We start from the raw sequence: 16,162 nt of genomic DNA on the forward strand, positions 1-16,162 counted from the left end.
GGGAGCGGCTCGGCCGGGTCTTCGCCGACGCCCGAGAAGAACTCGGAGTACAGCTCGCCCATCCGCATCGGGGTCTGTTTCAGCCCTGGCCGGTCCGGGTCCTCGCCGATCGCTTCGAGCAGCTCCCTCGTGAGCCGCTCGACGCGCTGCCTGTCGACGGTCACGTCACGCCGTCGCGGGCCGCGGGTGCCCGGCTCCCGCCGAACCCTGCTGCGTGCGCGGCGTTCCGGCCGGAGCCTCCACGGATGCCGCAAGCGAGACGTCCTTCTTCGGCACCTCGATCGGAGGACGCTCGGACACCGGGCGACCTTCGCTCGACAGCCACAGCGGGCGCTCGGGAAGCTTCTTGATCTCGGTGAAGATCTCCGCGATCTGATTGTGGTCGAGGGTCTCCTCCTCGAGCAGCGCCAAAGCGAGCTTGTCGAGGATATCGCGGTTCTCGCTGATGACCTCGTACGCCTCGTTGTGCGCCTGTTCGATGAGGGCACGCACCTCGGCGTCCACCCGCTCCGCGACCTTCTCCGAATACTCGCGACCGCGTCCCATGTCGCGTGCCACGAACATGTCGCCGCCCTCGGTGCCCAGCTTGACCGGTCCGACCTGCGTGGTCATGCCGTACTCGATGACCATCTTGCGCGCGATCGAGGTCGCCTTCTCGATGTCGTTCGAGGCACCTGTGGTGGGGTCGTGGAACACGATCTCCTCCGCGACGCGGCCCCCCATGGCGTAGGTCAGCTGGTCCTGGAGCTCGTTTCGGGTGACCGAGTACTTGTCGTCCAGCGGCAGCACCATCGTGTAGCCGAGAGCCTTGCCACGGGGCAGGATCGTGATCTTGGTCACGGGGTCGGTGTAGTTCATCGCCGCCGCCGCGAGCGCGTGGCCGCCCTCGTGGTAAGCCGTGATCAGCTTCTCCTTGTCGCGCATCACACGGGTGCGTCGCTGCGGACCCGCGATCACGCGGTCGATGGCCTCGTCGAGAGCACGGTTGTCGACCAGCTGCGCGTTCGAGCGCGCGGTGAGCAGCGCGGCCTCGTTGAGCACGTTGGCGAGATCTGCGCCGGTGAAACCGGGGGTCTTGCGGGCGACGACTTCGAGGTCGACGCTCTTCGCGAGGGGCTTGCCCTTGCTGTGTACCTCGAGGATCTTCTGTCGGCCCTTGAGGTCGGGCGCGTCCACGCCGATCTGACGGTCGAAGCGACCGGGGCGCAGAAGCGCGGGGTCGAGGATGTCGGGACGGTTGGTCGCCGCGATCACGATGACGTTCGCGTTCGGGTCGAAGCCGTCCATCTCGACCAGCATCTGGTTGAGGGTCTGCTCGCGCTCATCGTTGCCGCCGCCCATACCGGCGCCGCGGTGACGGCCGACGGCGTCGATCTCGTCGATGAAGATGATGGCGGGCGCATTCTCCTTGGCCTGGCCGAAGAGGTCGCGCACGCGAGAGGCGCCGACGCCGACGAACATCTCGACGAAGTCGGAACCGGAGATGGAGTAGAACGGGGCGCCTGCCTCGCCGGCGACGGCGCGGGCGAGGAGCGTCTTGCCGGTTCCGGGAGGGCCGTACAGCAGCACGCCCTTCGGGATGCGGGCGCCGATGGCCTGGAACTTCGCGGGGTCCTGGAGGAACTCCTTGATCTCATGGAGTTCTTCGATGGCCTCGTCGGCACCGGCGACATCGGCGAAGGTGACCGTGGGGGTCTCCTTGTTGACGAGCTTGGCCTTGGACTTGCCGAACTGCATGACCTTGCCGCCGCCACCCTGCATGGACGACAGGAGCCACCAGAACAGCAGGCCGAGCAGCACCAGCGGAAGAAGGAGCGAGAGGAAGCCGTCGAACCAGGTCGCACGGGGAACGGCGTCGTTGAAGCCGTCCTTCGGAGCCGCCTCGTTGATCGCGCTGACCACCTCGTCGGCGCGGGCGTCGACGTAGTAGAACTGCACGTCCTCCGAGCCCTTGAAGGGCTTCGAGAGCGTCATGTCCACGCGCTGGTCGCCGTCGGTGTTCACGACCTCGGTGACCGTCGTGCCGGAGAGCAGCTTGAGCCCCTCCTGCGTCGTGATCTGCTTGGGCGCGCCCAGATTCGAGATCAGCAGGAAACCGCCGAACAGGAGCACGCCGATCAGCGCGACGTAGATCAGCGGATTCCGGGTGAGCTTCTTCACATCCATGATCGGATCAGCGTATCGCGCGCGCCCTAGGGGGTCGCTGTGCGTTCACCCACGGCGTAGCGCGTCGCGGTCGTCAGCTGTAGACGTGCGGAGCGAGCACCGCGACGTCGCGCAGGTTGCGGTAGCGCTCGTCGTAGTCGAGGCCGTATCCGACGACGAAATCGGTCGGGATGTCGAACCCGACGTACTTGCAGTCGATGACGACCTTCGCGGCCTCGGGCTTGCGCAGGAGGGCGAGCACCTCGATCGACTCGGCTCCGCGGGATCCGAAGTTCTCCAGCAGCCAGCTGAGGGTCAGGCCCGAATCGATGACGTCCTCGACGATCAGCACGTGCTTGCCGTTCAGGTCGGTGTCGAGGTCCTTGCGGATCTGCACGACACCGCTGGACTTGGTGCTCGCACCGTAGCTCGAGACCGCCATCCAGTCCATCGGTGCGTGGAAGGGCAATGCCCTGGCGAAGTCGGCCATCACCATCACCGCGCCCTTGAGGACGCCGACGAGGACGAGGTCCTTGCCCGCATAATCCTCTGCGACCTGTGCCGCGAGTTCATCGAGCTTGGCGAGGATCTGCTCCTCTGTGACGAGAATGCTGGTGAGGTCGTCCTGGATTTCCGCGGCGCGCATGGATCGATTTTAGGCGACGCGATCGGATGCTCGGTCCCGGTGGGTCGGCCGGGAAGGCATCTCCCCCTCCCGCGCCATCCGCACTACTGTGAGCGGTGATGTGGGCGGACGCCCCGACGGAAGGATTCACCATGGCTCTTGACGACATCCTCAGGCAGGTGCCGATCGACGACATCGCCGAGAAGCTGGGCGTCTCGCGGGACGAGGCCAAGGTCGCTGTCGAGCAGGGCGGTGCGGTGCTGCTCGGCGGGCTCGCGCAGAACGCCAAGACTGACGAGGGCTCCGCCGCGATCCAGAACGCACTGAAGAAGCACGAGGGCAGCGCCGGCGCCGCGAAGGTCGACGACATCGATCAGGCCGACGGCGGCAAGATCGTCGCGCACATCCTCGGTTCGAAGGAGAAGGAGGTCACGAAGGAGCTCACCGAGTCGAAGGCGACCCCCGGCATCGACTTCGGCAAGCTGCTGCCGATCCTCGCTCCCATCGTGATGGGCCTCATCGCGAACGCGAGCAAGGACAAGGCCGCGAAGGCGGATGCCGGCGCGGAGAGCTCTGGAGGCATCGGTGACCTCATCGGAGGCATCCTCGGTGGCGGCGACAAGGGCGGCTCCGCCGGCGGCGGCATCGGTGACGTGATCGGCGGGCTGCTGGGCGGTGGCAGCAACGGCGCATCCGGCGGTGGCATCGACCTCGGAGGGATCCTCGGCGGCCTCTTCGGCGGCAAGAAGTAGAGCTTCCGCGCTGAGCGCGTTCCGTCTCGCGAAGACGCCACAGGCGCCCGAGACGAAACGCGCTCAGCGACCGGATGCCGTGAAGACGATGCGGCCGCCCTGTCGCACGACCGAGCACTCGGGGAGGTCGATCGGTCCCTGGCCGCTCCAGTCGGTCACCAGTCGCGCGACCTCGATGGTCTGCACCCGCGTCAAGCTCACCCCGAACTCGCTGTCGACGACGAGGCGGATGATCCTGTTGCGCAGCGCCGCCGGGTTCGCGGCGAGCGCCGCCACGCTGACCGAGATCCCCGCCTCCGCGTGCTCGACGATGTCCTCGATGGTCTCGTGGATCATCTCGTCGAACGCCTCCGCGTCCTCCCGCAGCTGCTCTGCCGTGCGGGCGAGGGCCTCGGCGATGCCGGGACCGAGCTCGGCCTCGAGCACGGGGAGCACGCGCTCGCGCACCCGGACCCTCGCGTAGCGGCCATCGAGGTTGTGCGGGTCATCCCAGGGGTCGAGGGCCGATGCCGCGCAGAATGCCCGCGTCGTCTCCCGGCGCACCCCGAGCAAGGGGCGTACCCACCGCACGCCGTCGTCGTCCTCCCGCACCGGCGCCATCCCCTGCAGGCTCGCGGCGCCGGAGCCGCGGGCGAGTCCGAGGAGCACTGTCTCCGCCTGGTCGTCGAGGGTGTGCCCGAGCAGCACCGCGGCGGCACCGACATCGATGGCCGCATCGCGAAGAACGCCGTAGCGGGCATCACGAGCAGCGGCTTCGGGCCCTCCCTCGCCCGCGACGTCGACGCGCACGAGCAGGGGGTCGAGACCCAGCTCGGCGGCCGTGCGCGCCGCGCCGGAGGCGACCTCCGCGGAGTCGTCCTGCAGGCCGTGATCGACCGTCAACGACGCCGCACGGACACCGAGCTTGGGTGCTTCGAAGGCGGTGGCCGCGGCGAGCGCGAGCGAGTCCGCGCCTCCGGAGAGGGCGACGATGACCGTCGATCCTTCGGGGAGTTCGGCGAGCGCTGTGCGCACGGCGAGGCGGATCTCGGCGATGGCGGGAGGAAGTGACGGCACCCGTCCACGCTAGGGCACTCCCCTGCTCGGCGCTCTTCCGATCCGCGCGCGCACGACGGTGCGGCGCTGTGGCGGGGCTATCCTGACGCCGTGACCGACAACACGCGTACACGTCCGTTCCGGACCGAGAGGTTCAAGGCATTCGTCGACGCCGTCGTGGCGATCGCCATGACACTGCTCATCCTGCCCCTCATGGAGTCGGTCTCCGAGGCCGCATCCGGCCACACGAGCACGGCCGAGTTCCTGGACGAGCATTCGGGGCAGCTGCTGAGCTTCGGGCTGAGCTTCCTCCTCATCGCCACGTTCTGGATGGGGCACCACCGCCAGTACCGGGACGTGGAGCGGATCACCGGACCACTGCTGTGGATCAACGTGGCGTGGATGGCCACGATCGTCTGGCTGCCGGTCCCCACCGCGATGATCGGCCAGATGGACACCGACGCGCTGCAGGCCGTGGTGTACATCGGCACGCTGATCATGACCCAGGTCACCACCCTCGCCGGCTGGCTCTATCTGGCGCGTCATCCCGAACTCGGCGAGGTGTCGACCGAGACCATCCGGTTGGGGGCGATCGGCGACCTCGCGGCGATCATCCTGTTCGCCGCCGCACTCGTCATCGCGGTCGCCGCCTCGCCGAACGGATACGCCGGTCTCTTCCTGCTGCTCCTGAGCGACCCGATGAGCCGACTGCTGAATCGTCTGTTCCGCAGACGATCGAATGACGACGACGTGCCGACCGTCGACGCCGGGTCCTGAGCACGCCGGGTCCTGAGCACGCCGGCCCCCGGGCGCGCGAGCGCCGCAGGTAGGCTAGTCCGCGGCATCCAACCGAACTTTTCCTGAGGAGCACACGCATGGGCGCACACGACGCCGTCATCGAGATTCCGCGCGGCAGCCGCGTGAAGTATGAGGTCGACCACGAGACCGGACGAGTGCACCTCGACCGCGTGCTCTACACGACCTTCGGCTACCCGGCCGACTACGGCTACTTCGACAACACCCTCGGCGAGGACGGCGACCCGCTCGACGTGCTCGTGCTGCTCGACCACGCGATCTACCCCGGTGTCGTCGTCGAGGTCCGTCCCGTGGCCGTGCTGAAGATGAGCGATGAGGCCGGTGGAGACGACAAGCTCGTCGCCGTGCTCTCGAAGGACCCGCGCTGGGCGCACATCCAGGACATCGACGACATCGCCGAGTACACGAAGAAGGAGATCTCGCACTTCTTCGAGCACTACAAGGATCTCGAGCCCAACAAGTGGGTCAAGGTCGACGAGTGGGGCAACGCCGCCGAGGCGCAGCGCATCCTCGACGAGGCCATCGTCCGCTTCGGCGAGCAGGGTCACTGACCCTCCGCCTGCACGAAGAAGACCCCCGGTTCCGCTCAGCGGCCGGGGGTCTTCTTCGTGCAGAGGTGAGAGCTGGTCAGGCGGAGACTCCGCGTGCCCCGAGGAAGGCCACGGGGTTCACGGGGCCACCGTTGACGTAGACCTCGAAGTGCAGGTGGCAACCGAACGAGCGGCCCGTGTTCCCCGCGTAGGCGATGACCTGACCGGAACTGACGCTCTGCCCCCTGCGGACGAGGATGCCGCCGTCACGGATGTGGGCATAACCGGTTCCGACACCGCCGCCGTGCTGGATGCGGATGTAGTTGCCATAGCCGTCGTTGGGGCCCGCGTAGTCGACCGTGCCCGAATTCGCAGCGTAGATGGGCGAGCCGCAGCCGTTGGCGAAGTCGGTGCCGTAGTGGAACGACGAGGAGCAGCCCTGAGAGCCGCACTGCACGGAACGGGGTCCGTATCCCGAACTCTTTCCTCCGCCGTGCGGGCGGCACCAGCCACCGCTGCCCTGGCTTCCGCCACCGCCACCGCCACCACCCGCAGCTGCTGCGGCCGCAGCCGCTGCGCGCTCGGCGGCTTCGCGTTCGCGACGAGCCTTCGCCTCGGCTTCGACACCGGCCTGGTAGCCGGCGACCGTCTGGGTGGTCGCGTCCTTGAGAGCGGCGAGCTGCGCCTGCATCGTGGCGAGGTTGGCCGACTGCTCGTCCAGAGCGGCCTGAGCCGCATCCGCCGCCTGCTGAGCCGCGACCATCTTCTCTTCGGCGACCTTCTGCAACCGGTCGCGCTCGTTCCGCGCGACGACGGCCTGATCGCTGAGGGACTGCGCGGAGTTGCGCGCCGCGACAGCCTTGTCGTAGACCGACTGGTTGTACTCGAGGAGCTTGTCCATCGTGCCCAGGCGCGCGAGCAGCTCATCGGCGTTGCTCGCCGACCCGGCGAAGAACAGCTCCATCGACGTGTCGTCGCCGCCGTTGCGGTAGAGCTGGGCGGCCACCTGGCCCGCCTTGCGCGCCGAGCTGTCGGCGACCCCCGCCTGTTCGTCGGCCTTCGCCTGCATGGAGTCGGCCTCGGTGGCCGCAGCGAAGTAAGCCTGCTGCGCGTCGTAGAACTCCTGGGACGCGACCTTGGCCGCGGCCTGGGTCTCGGCCACCTTCTGCGTGAGCGACTGGATCAGTCCCTCGATGCGCGAGACCTCCGCGGCCTTGGCCGCTTCATTGCTCTTCGCGCGCTGCACGTCGTCCCAGCTCGGGTACGTGGCGGCATAGGCGGCGGAGACGCCGTTGGTGATGCCGAATGCGCTCAGCGCGACGACGCCGAGCGCGCCGATGCCGAGGGCTCCACGACGGCTGATGCCGTTCTTGCCGAACGCACGGCGTTCGGTCGGGCTGGGCGCGCAGCCGCAGTCCTCGGACGCCGCAGCAACTGCAGCGTCCAGCGTGATCTTGTCGTTCACACGGCCCCTTCCGCCGGTTTCACAGTTGCCACACTAACAACAACCTTCACATCCGCACCAGGGGGCATGGCGGCGTCTTCGTCCACTCCCGACACGTCGATCGTGCCCCCGGAACACGCCCGGGTTGCGGCGCCGCGCCCTCGATTCGCGATTTGCCCGAAACATCCCTTATGCTTGAGCGTCGGCAAGGAAGTCCCCCGGGACTGACTCGGCCCCATCGTTTAGCGGCCTAGGACGCCGCCCTTTCACGGCGGTAGCACGGGTTCGAATCCCGTTGGGGTCACACCTTCCGATATAATTGAAAACAAGTATGGCCCTGTAGCGCAGTTGGTTAGCGTGCCGCCCTGTCACGGCGGAGGTCGCGGGTTCAAGTCCCGTCAGGGTCGCTCCGTGCGATGAGCTCTTTCTTCGGAGAGGGCTCTTCGTCTAGGACGCGACAGGTTCGCCGGTCGCGCGGCTCTGTAGCTCAGTTGGTAGAGCGTTCGACTGAAAATCGAAAGGTCACCGGATCGATGCCGGTCGGAGCCACACGGCTGATCATTACAATCAGCCCAGAAACCCTCGCCTAGCTTCTACATGGCGGGGGTTTTGCTTTTCCCTGGTGAGAGTCGGACCGAACCGCTCCGGACGGAACTCTCGACGTCCGCACGGTGCACGTCGTCGGCTACAGCGCGTCCTTCGCCTCCCGAGCCAGGTCCAGAGCATCGGTGGCTGCTTCCGCTCGTGTCGCCGCGTCGGCCCGACTCTGTTTCGCTTCCGGAAGGACGCGCTCCACCCGCGCCAGCTCGGCACGAGTCCGCGACATTTGAGCATCGAGCTCCGCAGCGCGCGCGGCGAGCTCGTCGTTCCGGGCCTGCAACTCCTGAAGTGCCTTGTCACGCGTCGTGAGCTCCCTTTCGGCGGATGCCTGCTCCTTCTCCGCCGCGACGACCGCGCGCTCGGCCTCGCGTCGAGCGCGACGGGTCTGCAGCTCATCCGCCGGAGGCGGCTCAGACGCAGACTCGAGCTCGGGCACGTCCCCCGCCACGGCGTCGCGGATGTCGTTCTGCGTCGACGCGGGGGTGAGAGCACGCGACAGTCGGCCTGAGGCGACTGCTGCCGCCGCTGCCGGATTGAAGAACGCAGCGGAGATGGTCTGCTCGACCGCCTGGAGGGTTGAGGGCGTGACCCGCTCCCCATGCGACGCAGCCAACTCCCCCGCGTCCTGAGAGAGCTTCCTCGTCAGCAGACGGCGCTCTCTGCCGAGCGTCGCCAGAGCCGCCACATCGAGATCCTCCTGCGCCTCGCGCAGCTCTCGCGCCAGCTGCAGGGCCATCCGCAGCCGGCCGGACCGCTCCCGCGCGAAGACGTTCACAACCCAGGCCGCGATCGATGGCTTCCGCACGGCGAGGATTCGCGACCCGAGGTCCGGGGCGACCTCCGCAGCGCGGGCGCTGCGCGACGAGACGAAAGCTCCCGGAGGCCCGCAGTACAGCTCCGTCACAATCTCCTCGAATGTGACACCGACCATGCGCCCACGATACGCCGCGGCTCGCTCAGCGGCAGGCGCTACTCCGCGTCAGGGGCGGTTATCCGAGGGCAAGGTGGTCGGCCCAGTCCGAACTGATCAGTTTTCGAGTCCCGAACATCCCATCGCCGCGCCCCGGATAGAGATACAGCTCGCCCGCGGGCGTACGGCCGAGCAGATCGACGCGACCGTCCCCGTCGTAGTCCACCCCGCCGAGCACCGCCGTGAACTCGACCCACCCTTCGCCGACGACGCGCCTGGCCGCGAACCCATTGGGCACGCCCGGATAGAAGTCGAGGCTCCCGGTTTCGGTGACCCCGATGAGGTCGCCTCGGCCGTCGCCGTCGAAATCGCCGCCGATCAGGAAATGGGCGCTCGACCAGTTGCTCTCCGGGAATGTCACGTGTGCGCTCCCGAACCCTCCAGCACCGTTGCCCTGATAGATGGTGAGGACGCCAGACGGAGCGACGGCGATGACGTCCTGTCTTCCGTCGCCGGTGTAGTCCGCTCCTGACGTGATGTGAAGCGTCTCGTACCACCCGGTGCCCACACTCACTGGCGGCGCGAATCCGCCCGAGCCGTTGCCCGCATAGAACTCCAGCGCACCATCAGATCGGGCTGCGAAGATGTCCCCTCTGCCGTCACCGTTGAAATCCACGTGCGTGACATGTCTCCGGGTATTGCCCCACCCGTTGAAGACGGTGATCGCAGGATGAAAGCTTCCCCCTCCCGTCCCCGCCCGATAACGGAGGTCGCCGTTCCCGGCGACGAGCAGCAGGTCGGCCTTCATATCGCCGTTGAAATCGGCCGATGCGGCCACAGGGCCCGTTCCGAGACCGGGAAGGAAGAGGGGGATCAGGCTTCCCCGGGTGACGTTCGCGAGACAGGTGAACCCGTTGTTGATCGCGGTGTGGACCGCCCCGTTCCGCCGTACCTCGAAGTGCAGATGGTAGGCCGGAGAGTTGCCGGTGTTGCCGACGACTCCGATCTGCTGCCCGCGGACCACGGGAGTACCCGGTGCATACGTTCCGGGTGAAGCCATATGGGCGTATCTGGTGACATAGCCACCGGGATGTTCGACGTCGGTGTAGTTCCCGTAGCCGCTGTTCACCGTTCGCGACTTGATGATTCCGTCGTAGGCGGCGACGATCGGTGCCCCGCCGGGGGCGGAGATGTCGATACCCTCATGCGCCCGGTAGTTCCCACGACAGCCGTCCCCGACCTTCGATTGGATGTTCCCCGACGCTGGATTGACCATCTGGCCGTCGGTCGCAGCGAGTGCAGGAGTGCTCGTGGACAGCGAAGGTGCCAGCGCTCCGACGATGACCGCGAGTACTGCGGCGAACCCGATGCGCCCGAGACGCACACGGGAGGAGCGCTTCATCTCGACAGATCCCTCTTGCTCGTCGGCCCCAGGAGCGCCATGCCCACCGCCGACACCGTATCAGGGCGACGCAACTGCCGGTATCCGCGTCGCCGAGGAGTCGGAGGATCGCCGGGCGAGCCAACGTCACCCCGCGCTCACAGCAGGTCGTACTCGCCACCATACGGCACCGCACTGTCGCCGGTGTCGCGCGCGTCGAACTCCACCGTCTCGACCGAGATCACGACCTGGGTCGCCGCGGTGATGAGCACGCTGACCGATCGATTGCCCACCACGACGAATTCGACGAACCCTCCTCCGGCGCGCATCGCCTCTTCCATGCGCCCTCTCAGCTCGGCGACGTCCTGACCCTGAGCCAGGAAGAACTCCGATTCGTTGAGCGCAATCCGCGTCCGCGCCATCGTCTGCACCTTGCCCTCCACTCGTTGTCACTCCGCTGTCGTCATGCTGCGACGGTATCGAGGGGATCACCTCTCGCAGAGGGGGTTGCGCACAGACCTCAGAAGAGGCAGTACGCGCGCGGTGTAGCGTGCTCTCATGGGCAGACTGCGCTACGACGGGACTTCCGATCCGATCCTCATCGAGGACGCGACGCTGGCGCACCTGAAGATCGTCATCTCGACGAAGCTCCGCCGCCAGGAGAGCTTCATGATGACGTGGCGACCCGTCACCGACGGCGTCGACAAGCGCGCCACCGTCTGGATCCACCCGGCGATCCCACTCCAGTTCGGGTACGACGCGGCGGAGCAGCCGCCCATCGACCCCCGGCTGATCGCGGAGATGATGCAGGCCCTCAACGCCTCGGGCGAGCTGGTCCTCGACCACCTGGTCACCCCCGTCTGACGTCGCTCCCCGACCGCACCGGAGCACACGCGGATCCGGATACGCTGTGCCCGTGGACCCCGCCCCCTACCTCCTTCTCGGCCTGCCGATCCTCGCGTTGATCGTCGGCGGCCCGCTCCTGAGGAAACGCTTCAGCCGGGGTGCCTCCGAAGCCGGTTCGAGAGCGGGGAAGAGGTTCGCCTCGGACCGGCTCGACACAGCCCTCGGCGTGCTCGGCACCACGCTGGTGATCCAGGCGCCCGAAGGTCGTGCTCGCGAGATCGTGGCGTCGGCGATGGTGGAGAAGGAGCGGGAGTACGTCATCCGCGATGACGGCGCCTACGGCATCCGGTTCGTCGAGCCGGACGACACCGTCGTGCGGCTCATCCCCGTCGCCGAAGGCACCCGGCTGCAGATCGAGACGTTCCGTGAGTACTTCGGTTTTCCGCAGACGGTGCAGCCCTGGGTCGATCTGCGGGAGCGCATCGCGTCCGCGGCACGAGCCCAGGGGATCTCGGTCGCCGACGGACCACCTGTCCGGTACACACGCGGCGACCCTCTCGACGACCGGAACGCGCGCTGGATGCGCGACACGTGACCTGCCCGGCACCGCGATCTCCGTCTCCGCCCGCGGGAGCAGAAGACGGGCGCGCAACTCACAGCCGACGCAACTAGGCTGGGGAGCGCGCCCTGCCCGCCGGGCTCCGCCGGGTCATGGTGGTGGCGTGCGCCCTGACGACCTCCTCCGGTCCACACGGTCCCGACTGTCGGGACGGAGCCGCCGCTCCCGGTGTGACCACGCCAGAAAGGCTAGAACCATGAGCGAATCCCCCGGAACCGCCGACCGCGATGGCGAGCGCTCCCCGGACTTCTTCGATCAGCTGATCGAGACCACCCCGCGCGACCAGCAGGGCGCCTTCACCGTCGGCTTCCGCGGCTATGACAAGGCAGAGGTCGACGCCGCGCTGGCGACCCTTCGCAATCAGCTCAAGCAGGCCGCCGCCGACGTCGCCGAGGCGCAGGCCCGTGAAGAGGACGCCGTCGAAGCCGTGCGTGAAGAGGAGCGCAAGGCCCGTGAGGCCCTCGAAAGTGAGCTGACTGCCGCCAAGGTCAAGGCGTTGGACGCCGAGCAGCAGGTCGCGACGCTGACGTCCGAGCTCGTCGATGCCCCGCAGCCCGACGGGGAAGAGGCACCGTCCCGTCAGCAGTTCGAGGCGATCCTGCGGGTCGCCGAAGAGCAGGCGAACGTCCTCATCCAGAACGCGGCGGTGCAGGCCGACCGTCTGATGACCTCCGCCCGTGAGGAGGTGGCCGCGCAGCGTGCCGAAGCCGAGGCCGACGCCGAGCGGATCACCGCCCAGGCGCAGCGCGACGCCGACCAGGTGCGCCTGAAGATGGACACCGAGTACACGGCACACGAAGCGCGCATCGAGCGCGAAGCCGCACACGCAGCGGAGAAGGTGAACCAGGCGGCGCAGGAGGCCACGGCGATCCGCACGGAAGCCGAGAAGGGCGCGGCCGCGCTGCGCTCCCTCGTCACGCGCGAGACCACCCAGCTGCGTGCCGACGCCGAGCGCGACGTCCGCGACATGAACGCGCGCGTGCTGGAATTCGAGGAGACCCTCACCCGCCGTCAAGACGACGCGCAGCAGGAGTTCCTCGTGCTGCACAATCAGGCTGTGGCCCACGCCGAGCGCATCACCAATGACGCGAACGAGCAGGTCACCGCATCGCTCGAGCATGCCCAGCGCATCTCGGCACGCGCCGAGGACTACGAGCGTCTGACCCGCTCGCAGGCGCAGGCGATCGAGGCCGAAGCCCAGGTCCGTGCGCGCGAGACCCTCGAGCGCGCTCGCGCGAAGGCGCAGAAGATCGTCGACTCGGTCACCGGCCACACCACGGCGGTACTGCACGACGCAGAGGACCGCACCCGTCAGCTGCGGTGGCAGCAGCAGCAGCTGTCGAGCTTCATGGCCGAGGTGCGCGAGCTGATCCGCCCCGACGGCATCTTCTCCGACGAGGCACTGCCGACGGAGCTCACCGGAGCGGATGCACCCGTCACCGCAGCACCTGCAGAGGTCGCCGACCAGGTCGCCGCAGCCGAGACGCCGGAGGAGACCTTCCTCGGTGACGAGGTGCTCGAAGACGAGCTCGACGACGATCGCCCCCTCGAGAAGATCACGATCGACGTGGTGGAGGCCAAGAAGAAGTCCTCCAAGTAGACGCACACACGACAGAGGCGCGAGCAGGAATTCCTGCTCGCGCCTCTGTCGTCCCCGGGCTGATCAGGGCCCGGTGAGATCGGGGGCTACGCCCGGCCGAACTGTGCGACTGCCGGGCAGTCGAAGGGATCGGCACCGGCAGACAGTCCGACGCGGTTCAGGTACTCGATCACGATCATGTACGAGCGGCCGAGGCTGGTCTCCGTGTACGGCACGTCATTCGCCGCGCAGTAGTCGCGCACGATCTCGCGCGCCTTCGCCAGGTGCGGTCGCGGCATGCTCGGGAAGAGGTGGTGCTCCACCTGGTAGTTCAGCCCGCCCATGAGCCAGGTCGTCCACCATCCGCCGCTGATGTTGCGGGAGGTGCGCACCTGCTTGGTGAAGAAGTCGAGACGGGCGCCGGGCTCGATGATCGGCATGCCCTTGTGGTTCGGCGCGAACGCGGCGCCCATGTAGACGCCGAACACCGCGAACTGCACGCCCATGAAGGCGAAGGCCATTCCGAGCGGGAGCATCATGAACACGGGCACCAGGATGAGGGCGAACCGCAGCGCGATGATGCCGAGCTCGGTCCAGCGTCCCTTGACGTTCTTCGTCGTCGTGAGGTACTTCAGCCCGAGGAAGTGGAGGTTCAGCCCCTCGAGCGTCAGCAGCGGGAAGAACAGCCACCCCTGCTTGCGGGTGATCAGTTTGATCAGGCCCTTCGCCTTCGCGGCGTCTTCTTCGAGGAACGAGATCGTGTCGACCTCGATGTCGGGGTCCTTGCCGACCTGGTTCGGGTTGCCGTGGTGCTTGGTGTGCTTCGAATCCCACCAGGAGTAGCTCATGCCGATGCTGGCGATCACGATGCGGGCGAGCTTGAAGTTCGCCGGCCCCGTGGAGAGGATCTGACGGTGGGCGGCTTCGTGGCCGAGGAAGGCGATCTGCGTGAGGACGATGCCGAGGCCCGCGGCGATGAGCAACTGGAACCAGCTGTCACCGAGCAGGATGAAGCCGGTGATGAGGCCGCCGAGCGCCACAGCGACACCGGTGGCCACGAAGATGTAGAACCACTGGGTGCGCTGAAGCAGCCCGGTCTCCTTGACGACCTGCGAAACCTGCTTGTACGCCTTCGCCATGGGAGGGAAGTCCGCGTTACCGGAATACGTCTGACGAATCGGACCCAGCGTTGCCGCGGTCGGTTCGATCTGTGTGATGGAGATGATCTTCTCCTGACGATCGGAGCCCTTGAGCTGTGAAAGCCCAAGGCAGCTGCCCAACGCTTACCTCACAGTAGCCCTAGCTCTATACGCGTCAGGGAATACATCGGAACCTCTCGCCGAGCCCCCAGTCACGGGCGGGCGTGCAGGGGTTCCCGCCACGCTCAGGCGCGAGCGCGGCGGGTCCGGCGACGCCAGGCGCGCGGCACAATCGTCGGGAAGACGGATCCGCGCCGCTCGGAACGGACCGCGTCTTCGAGCGCGCGGAAGGCGTCGTCGAGCGTGTCGAAGACGCCGAGCTCGGCGCCGTGGTTGTCGCGCACGAGGTGCGCAGTGCCATCGAACTCGACGAAGCCGGCGAACTCGCCGTCGCGCGTCGCGACGTGCACATCGGTGTCGGCCTGCTTCCAGGTCAACGGGTCGGACGGGGGAAAGGTGGTGGTGCTCATGGTGATGCTCATTGCTGTGTGGCGGACACGCGTGGGCGCTCCGCAAGATGTGAGACCGAGGGCGGATTCCGCACGCATCGATGTGCGCGGTCCGTAATGGCCCTGATCAGTGGCGACGTGGCGGCCGAGAGGGGCGATGCACACACGCTGCACCATAACTATAGCAGATCGATCCCACAGGCCTCTCATCGCCGTTCGCTGCTCAGTTTGACGGCGGCTGTCCCCCACCGCCGGGACCACCCTGCCCTCCGCTCATCGCCGGAGCAGTCGCGGTGTCGACACCCACCACGAGGGTTCCCGCATACCCGTCCCGCACGCTTCCGGTGACCGCGGCCAGCTGCAGCGCAGCGGAATCGTCACCGAAGACGTTGTCGCTCGCCAACGTGATCTGCGCGAGGTTGCTCGCGGATCCGTCGTAAGCGGCCTCGGCGTAGACATCCGTGCATGCCGCCTCGGGGAGCGCCAGCTGCGACGTGGCGATGGCCGCGGTCGAATCGGTGATCGACCCGACGTCGGGATACACCTCGAAGTGGATGTGGGGCCAGCGCCCCGAGTAGCATCCCGGGAACACCGAGGTGAACGAGACCCTGCCGTCCGCATCCGCCACCTGCACGCCGCGCAGGTACGTCACGTCCTCCAGGCCGGAGGAGTACATCGAGTACCCACCCTGCGCCGTGCAGTGCCACGCGTACACCGCGACTCCGGCGAAGGGCACTCCCCCGTTCGCGAGATCGAACACCTGCAACTCGAACGTGAGCGGAACGCCGTCTGCCGTCGCCCCGCCGTCGATCGACGACCGGATGTCCTGACGGACGATCCCCGCGTCCTCCAGCACGTCGGGGCCGTTCGAGCCGTCGCCGGGGTAGGGGCCCGCCGTCTCGTCGGGGATCTCACCCACGCCCGCGACATCGCCGCTGGAAGTCCCCGCGGTCGCGCTCGGCGTGGCGGCGCTCGTCGATCCGCCCGATGCCGCCGGCGCGCAGGCCGCGAGGACGACGGCGCCGAGCCCGATCCCCGCGAGTCCGAGCACCCCGCGCCGGCTCAGCAGCGTACGGATGTCGAAGGCTGCCCCCTGATCGACCACCTCCTCGTCCACACGGTCGAGCAGACGCCCCTCGTAGGCGGGACCGTCAGGGGTCTGGGTGGGTTCCGGGATGCTCATGATCTGTCTCCTCGTCGACGGGCGTCTGGCGCCTATCCCCAGCGTCGCG

General features: G+C 67.7%; 17 protein-coding genes and 3 tRNA genes. 9 read left to right on the forward strand and 11 right to left on the reverse strand.

Translation table 11 applies throughout. From position 1 onward, the window contains the following. From L687_RS0121045 to hpt, 3 genes are all read right to left on the reverse strand, one after another. On the reverse strand, positions 1-164 hold a 164-nt coding region (locus tag L687_RS0121045), incomplete at its 3' end, for a GTP cyclohydrolase I (RefSeq protein ID WP_031206783.1). A gap of 1 nt (position 165) precedes the next feature. Further along, a complete protein-coding gene (gene ftsH, locus L687_RS25950) occupies positions 166-2,166 on the reverse strand; it encodes an ATP-dependent zinc metalloprotease FtsH (RefSeq protein WP_021198721.1) in 2,001 nt (666 codons plus the stop codon). A 73-nt stretch (positions 2,167-2,239) separates the two neighbouring features. Further along, positions 2,240-2,791, reverse strand: a complete 552-nt coding sequence (gene hpt / locus L687_RS25955) for a hypoxanthine phosphoribosyltransferase (RefSeq protein ID WP_021198722.1) — start codon at positions 2,789-2,791, stop codon at positions 2,240-2,242. A 131-nt stretch (positions 2,792-2,922) separates the two neighbouring features. Here hpt and L687_RS43225 point away from each other — a divergent pair, with 131 nt between their 5' ends. Further along, complete coding sequence (locus tag L687_RS43225) at positions 2,923-3,522, forward strand: DUF937 domain-containing protein (RefSeq protein ID WP_021198723.1); 600 nt, start codon at positions 2,923-2,925, stop codon at positions 3,520-3,522. Between the two features lie 63 nt (positions 3,523-3,585). Here the strand turns inward: L687_RS43225 and tilS are convergent, their stop codons facing one another. After that, positions 3,586-4,578 carry a tRNA lysidine(34) synthetase TilS gene (gene tilS, locus L687_RS25965; protein ID WP_021198724.1) on the reverse strand — a complete coding sequence of 331 codons (993 nt, stop codon included), beginning with the start codon at positions 4,576-4,578 and terminating at the stop codon, positions 3,586-3,588. 90 nt (positions 4,579-4,668) lie between these two features. On the opposite strand from tilS, the gene L687_RS25970 reads away from it, so the two are divergent. Both L687_RS25970 and L687_RS25975 read left to right on the forward strand, forming a co-directional pair. Then, positions 4,669-5,334, forward strand: a complete 666-nt coding sequence (locus L687_RS25970) for a TMEM175 family protein (protein WP_021198725.1) — start codon at positions 4,669-4,671, stop codon at positions 5,332-5,334. A 98-nt stretch (positions 5,335-5,432) separates the two neighbouring features. Further along, entirely contained in the window at positions 5,433-5,924 is a 492-nt protein-coding gene (locus L687_RS25975) for an inorganic diphosphatase (RefSeq protein WP_021198726.1), read from the forward strand. 76 nt (positions 5,925-6,000) lie between these two features. Here the strand turns inward: L687_RS25975 and L687_RS25980 are convergent, their stop codons facing one another. Next, entirely contained in the window at positions 6,001-7,368 is a 1,368-nt protein-coding gene (locus L687_RS25980; RefSeq protein WP_021198727.1) for a M23 family metallopeptidase, read from the reverse strand. A 210-nt stretch (positions 7,369-7,578) separates the two neighbouring features. Here L687_RS25980 and L687_RS25985 point away from each other — a divergent pair. The 3 genes from L687_RS25985 to L687_RS25995 all read left to right on the forward strand — a co-directional run bounded on the left by L687_RS25985 (position 7,579) and on the right by L687_RS25995 (position 7,896). Continuing rightward, a tRNA-Glu gene (locus L687_RS25985) sits at positions 7,579-7,651 on the forward strand. Positions 7,652-7,680: 29 nt separating this feature from the next. Then, positions 7,681-7,754: transfer RNA gene (locus L687_RS25990), tRNA-Asp, on the forward strand. A 69-nt stretch (positions 7,755-7,823) separates the two neighbouring features. Further along, a tRNA-Phe gene (locus tag L687_RS25995) sits at positions 7,824-7,896 on the forward strand. 136 nt (positions 7,897-8,032) lie between these two features. Here the strand turns inward: L687_RS25995 and L687_RS26000 are convergent. The 3 genes from L687_RS26000 to L687_RS26010 form a co-directional block, all read right to left on the reverse strand. After that, positions 8,033-8,878 carry a hypothetical protein gene (locus tag L687_RS26000; RefSeq protein WP_021198728.1) on the reverse strand — a complete coding sequence of 282 codons (846 nt, stop codon included), beginning with the start codon at positions 8,876-8,878 and terminating at the stop codon, positions 8,033-8,035. A gap of 58 nt (positions 8,879-8,936) precedes the next feature. After that, on the reverse strand, positions 8,937-10,259 hold the full coding sequence (locus L687_RS26005; protein ID WP_021198729.1) for a VCBS repeat domain-containing M23 family metallopeptidase: 1,323 nt from the start codon (positions 10,257-10,259) through the stop codon (positions 8,937-8,939). Positions 10,260-10,396: 137 nt separating this feature from the next. Next, positions 10,397-10,660, reverse strand: coding sequence for a hypothetical protein (locus tag L687_RS26010; protein ID WP_208323594.1), 264 nt, complete (start codon positions 10,658-10,660; stop codon positions 10,397-10,399). 136 nt (positions 10,661-10,796) lie between these two features. Here L687_RS26010 and L687_RS26015 point away from each other — a divergent pair, with 136 nt between their 5' ends. From L687_RS26015 to L687_RS26025, 3 genes are all read left to right on the forward strand, one after another. Then, positions 10,797-11,102 carry a DUF7882 family protein gene (locus L687_RS26015; protein ID WP_021198731.1) on the forward strand — a complete coding sequence of 102 codons (306 nt, stop codon included), beginning with the start codon at positions 10,797-10,799 and terminating at the stop codon, positions 11,100-11,102. 52 nt (positions 11,103-11,154) lie between these two features. Continuing rightward, the gene (locus tag L687_RS26020; RefSeq protein ID WP_235045213.1) at positions 11,155-11,679 is read left to right on the forward strand and encodes a hypothetical protein; all 525 of its coding nucleotides are present in this window, start codon (positions 11,155-11,157) and stop codon (positions 11,677-11,679) included. A 220-nt stretch (positions 11,680-11,899) separates the two neighbouring features. Further along, positions 11,900-13,303: a DivIVA domain-containing protein gene (locus L687_RS26025; protein WP_021198733.1), complete on the forward strand. Its 1,404-nt coding sequence runs from the start codon at positions 11,900-11,902 to the stop codon at positions 13,301-13,303. A gap of 86 nt (positions 13,304-13,389) precedes the next feature. Here the strand turns inward: L687_RS26025 and L687_RS26030 are convergent, their stop codons facing one another. The 3 genes from L687_RS26030 to L687_RS26040 all read right to left on the reverse strand — a co-directional run bounded on the left by L687_RS26030 (position 13,390) and on the right by L687_RS26040 (position 16,113). Then, positions 13,390-14,508, reverse strand: a complete 1,119-nt coding sequence (locus tag L687_RS26030; protein WP_318386957.1) for a fatty acid desaturase family protein — start codon at positions 14,506-14,508, stop codon at positions 13,390-13,392. Between the two features lie 158 nt (positions 14,509-14,666). Then, on the reverse strand, positions 14,667-14,951 hold the full coding sequence (locus tag L687_RS26035) for a hypothetical protein (protein WP_136025275.1): 285 nt from the start codon (positions 14,949-14,951) through the stop codon (positions 14,667-14,669). Between the two features lie 202 nt (positions 14,952-15,153). Further along, the gene (locus L687_RS26040; RefSeq protein WP_021198736.1) at positions 15,154-16,113 is read right to left on the reverse strand and encodes an intradiol ring-cleavage dioxygenase; all 960 of its coding nucleotides are present in this window, start codon (positions 16,111-16,113) and stop codon (positions 15,154-15,156) included. Between the last annotated feature and the right edge of the window lie 49 nt (positions 16,114-16,162).

The organism is Microbacterium maritypicum MF109 (assembly GCF_000455825.1).
Lineage (GTDB): Bacteria > Actinomycetota > Actinomycetes > Actinomycetales > Microbacteriaceae > Microbacterium > Microbacterium maritypicum_A.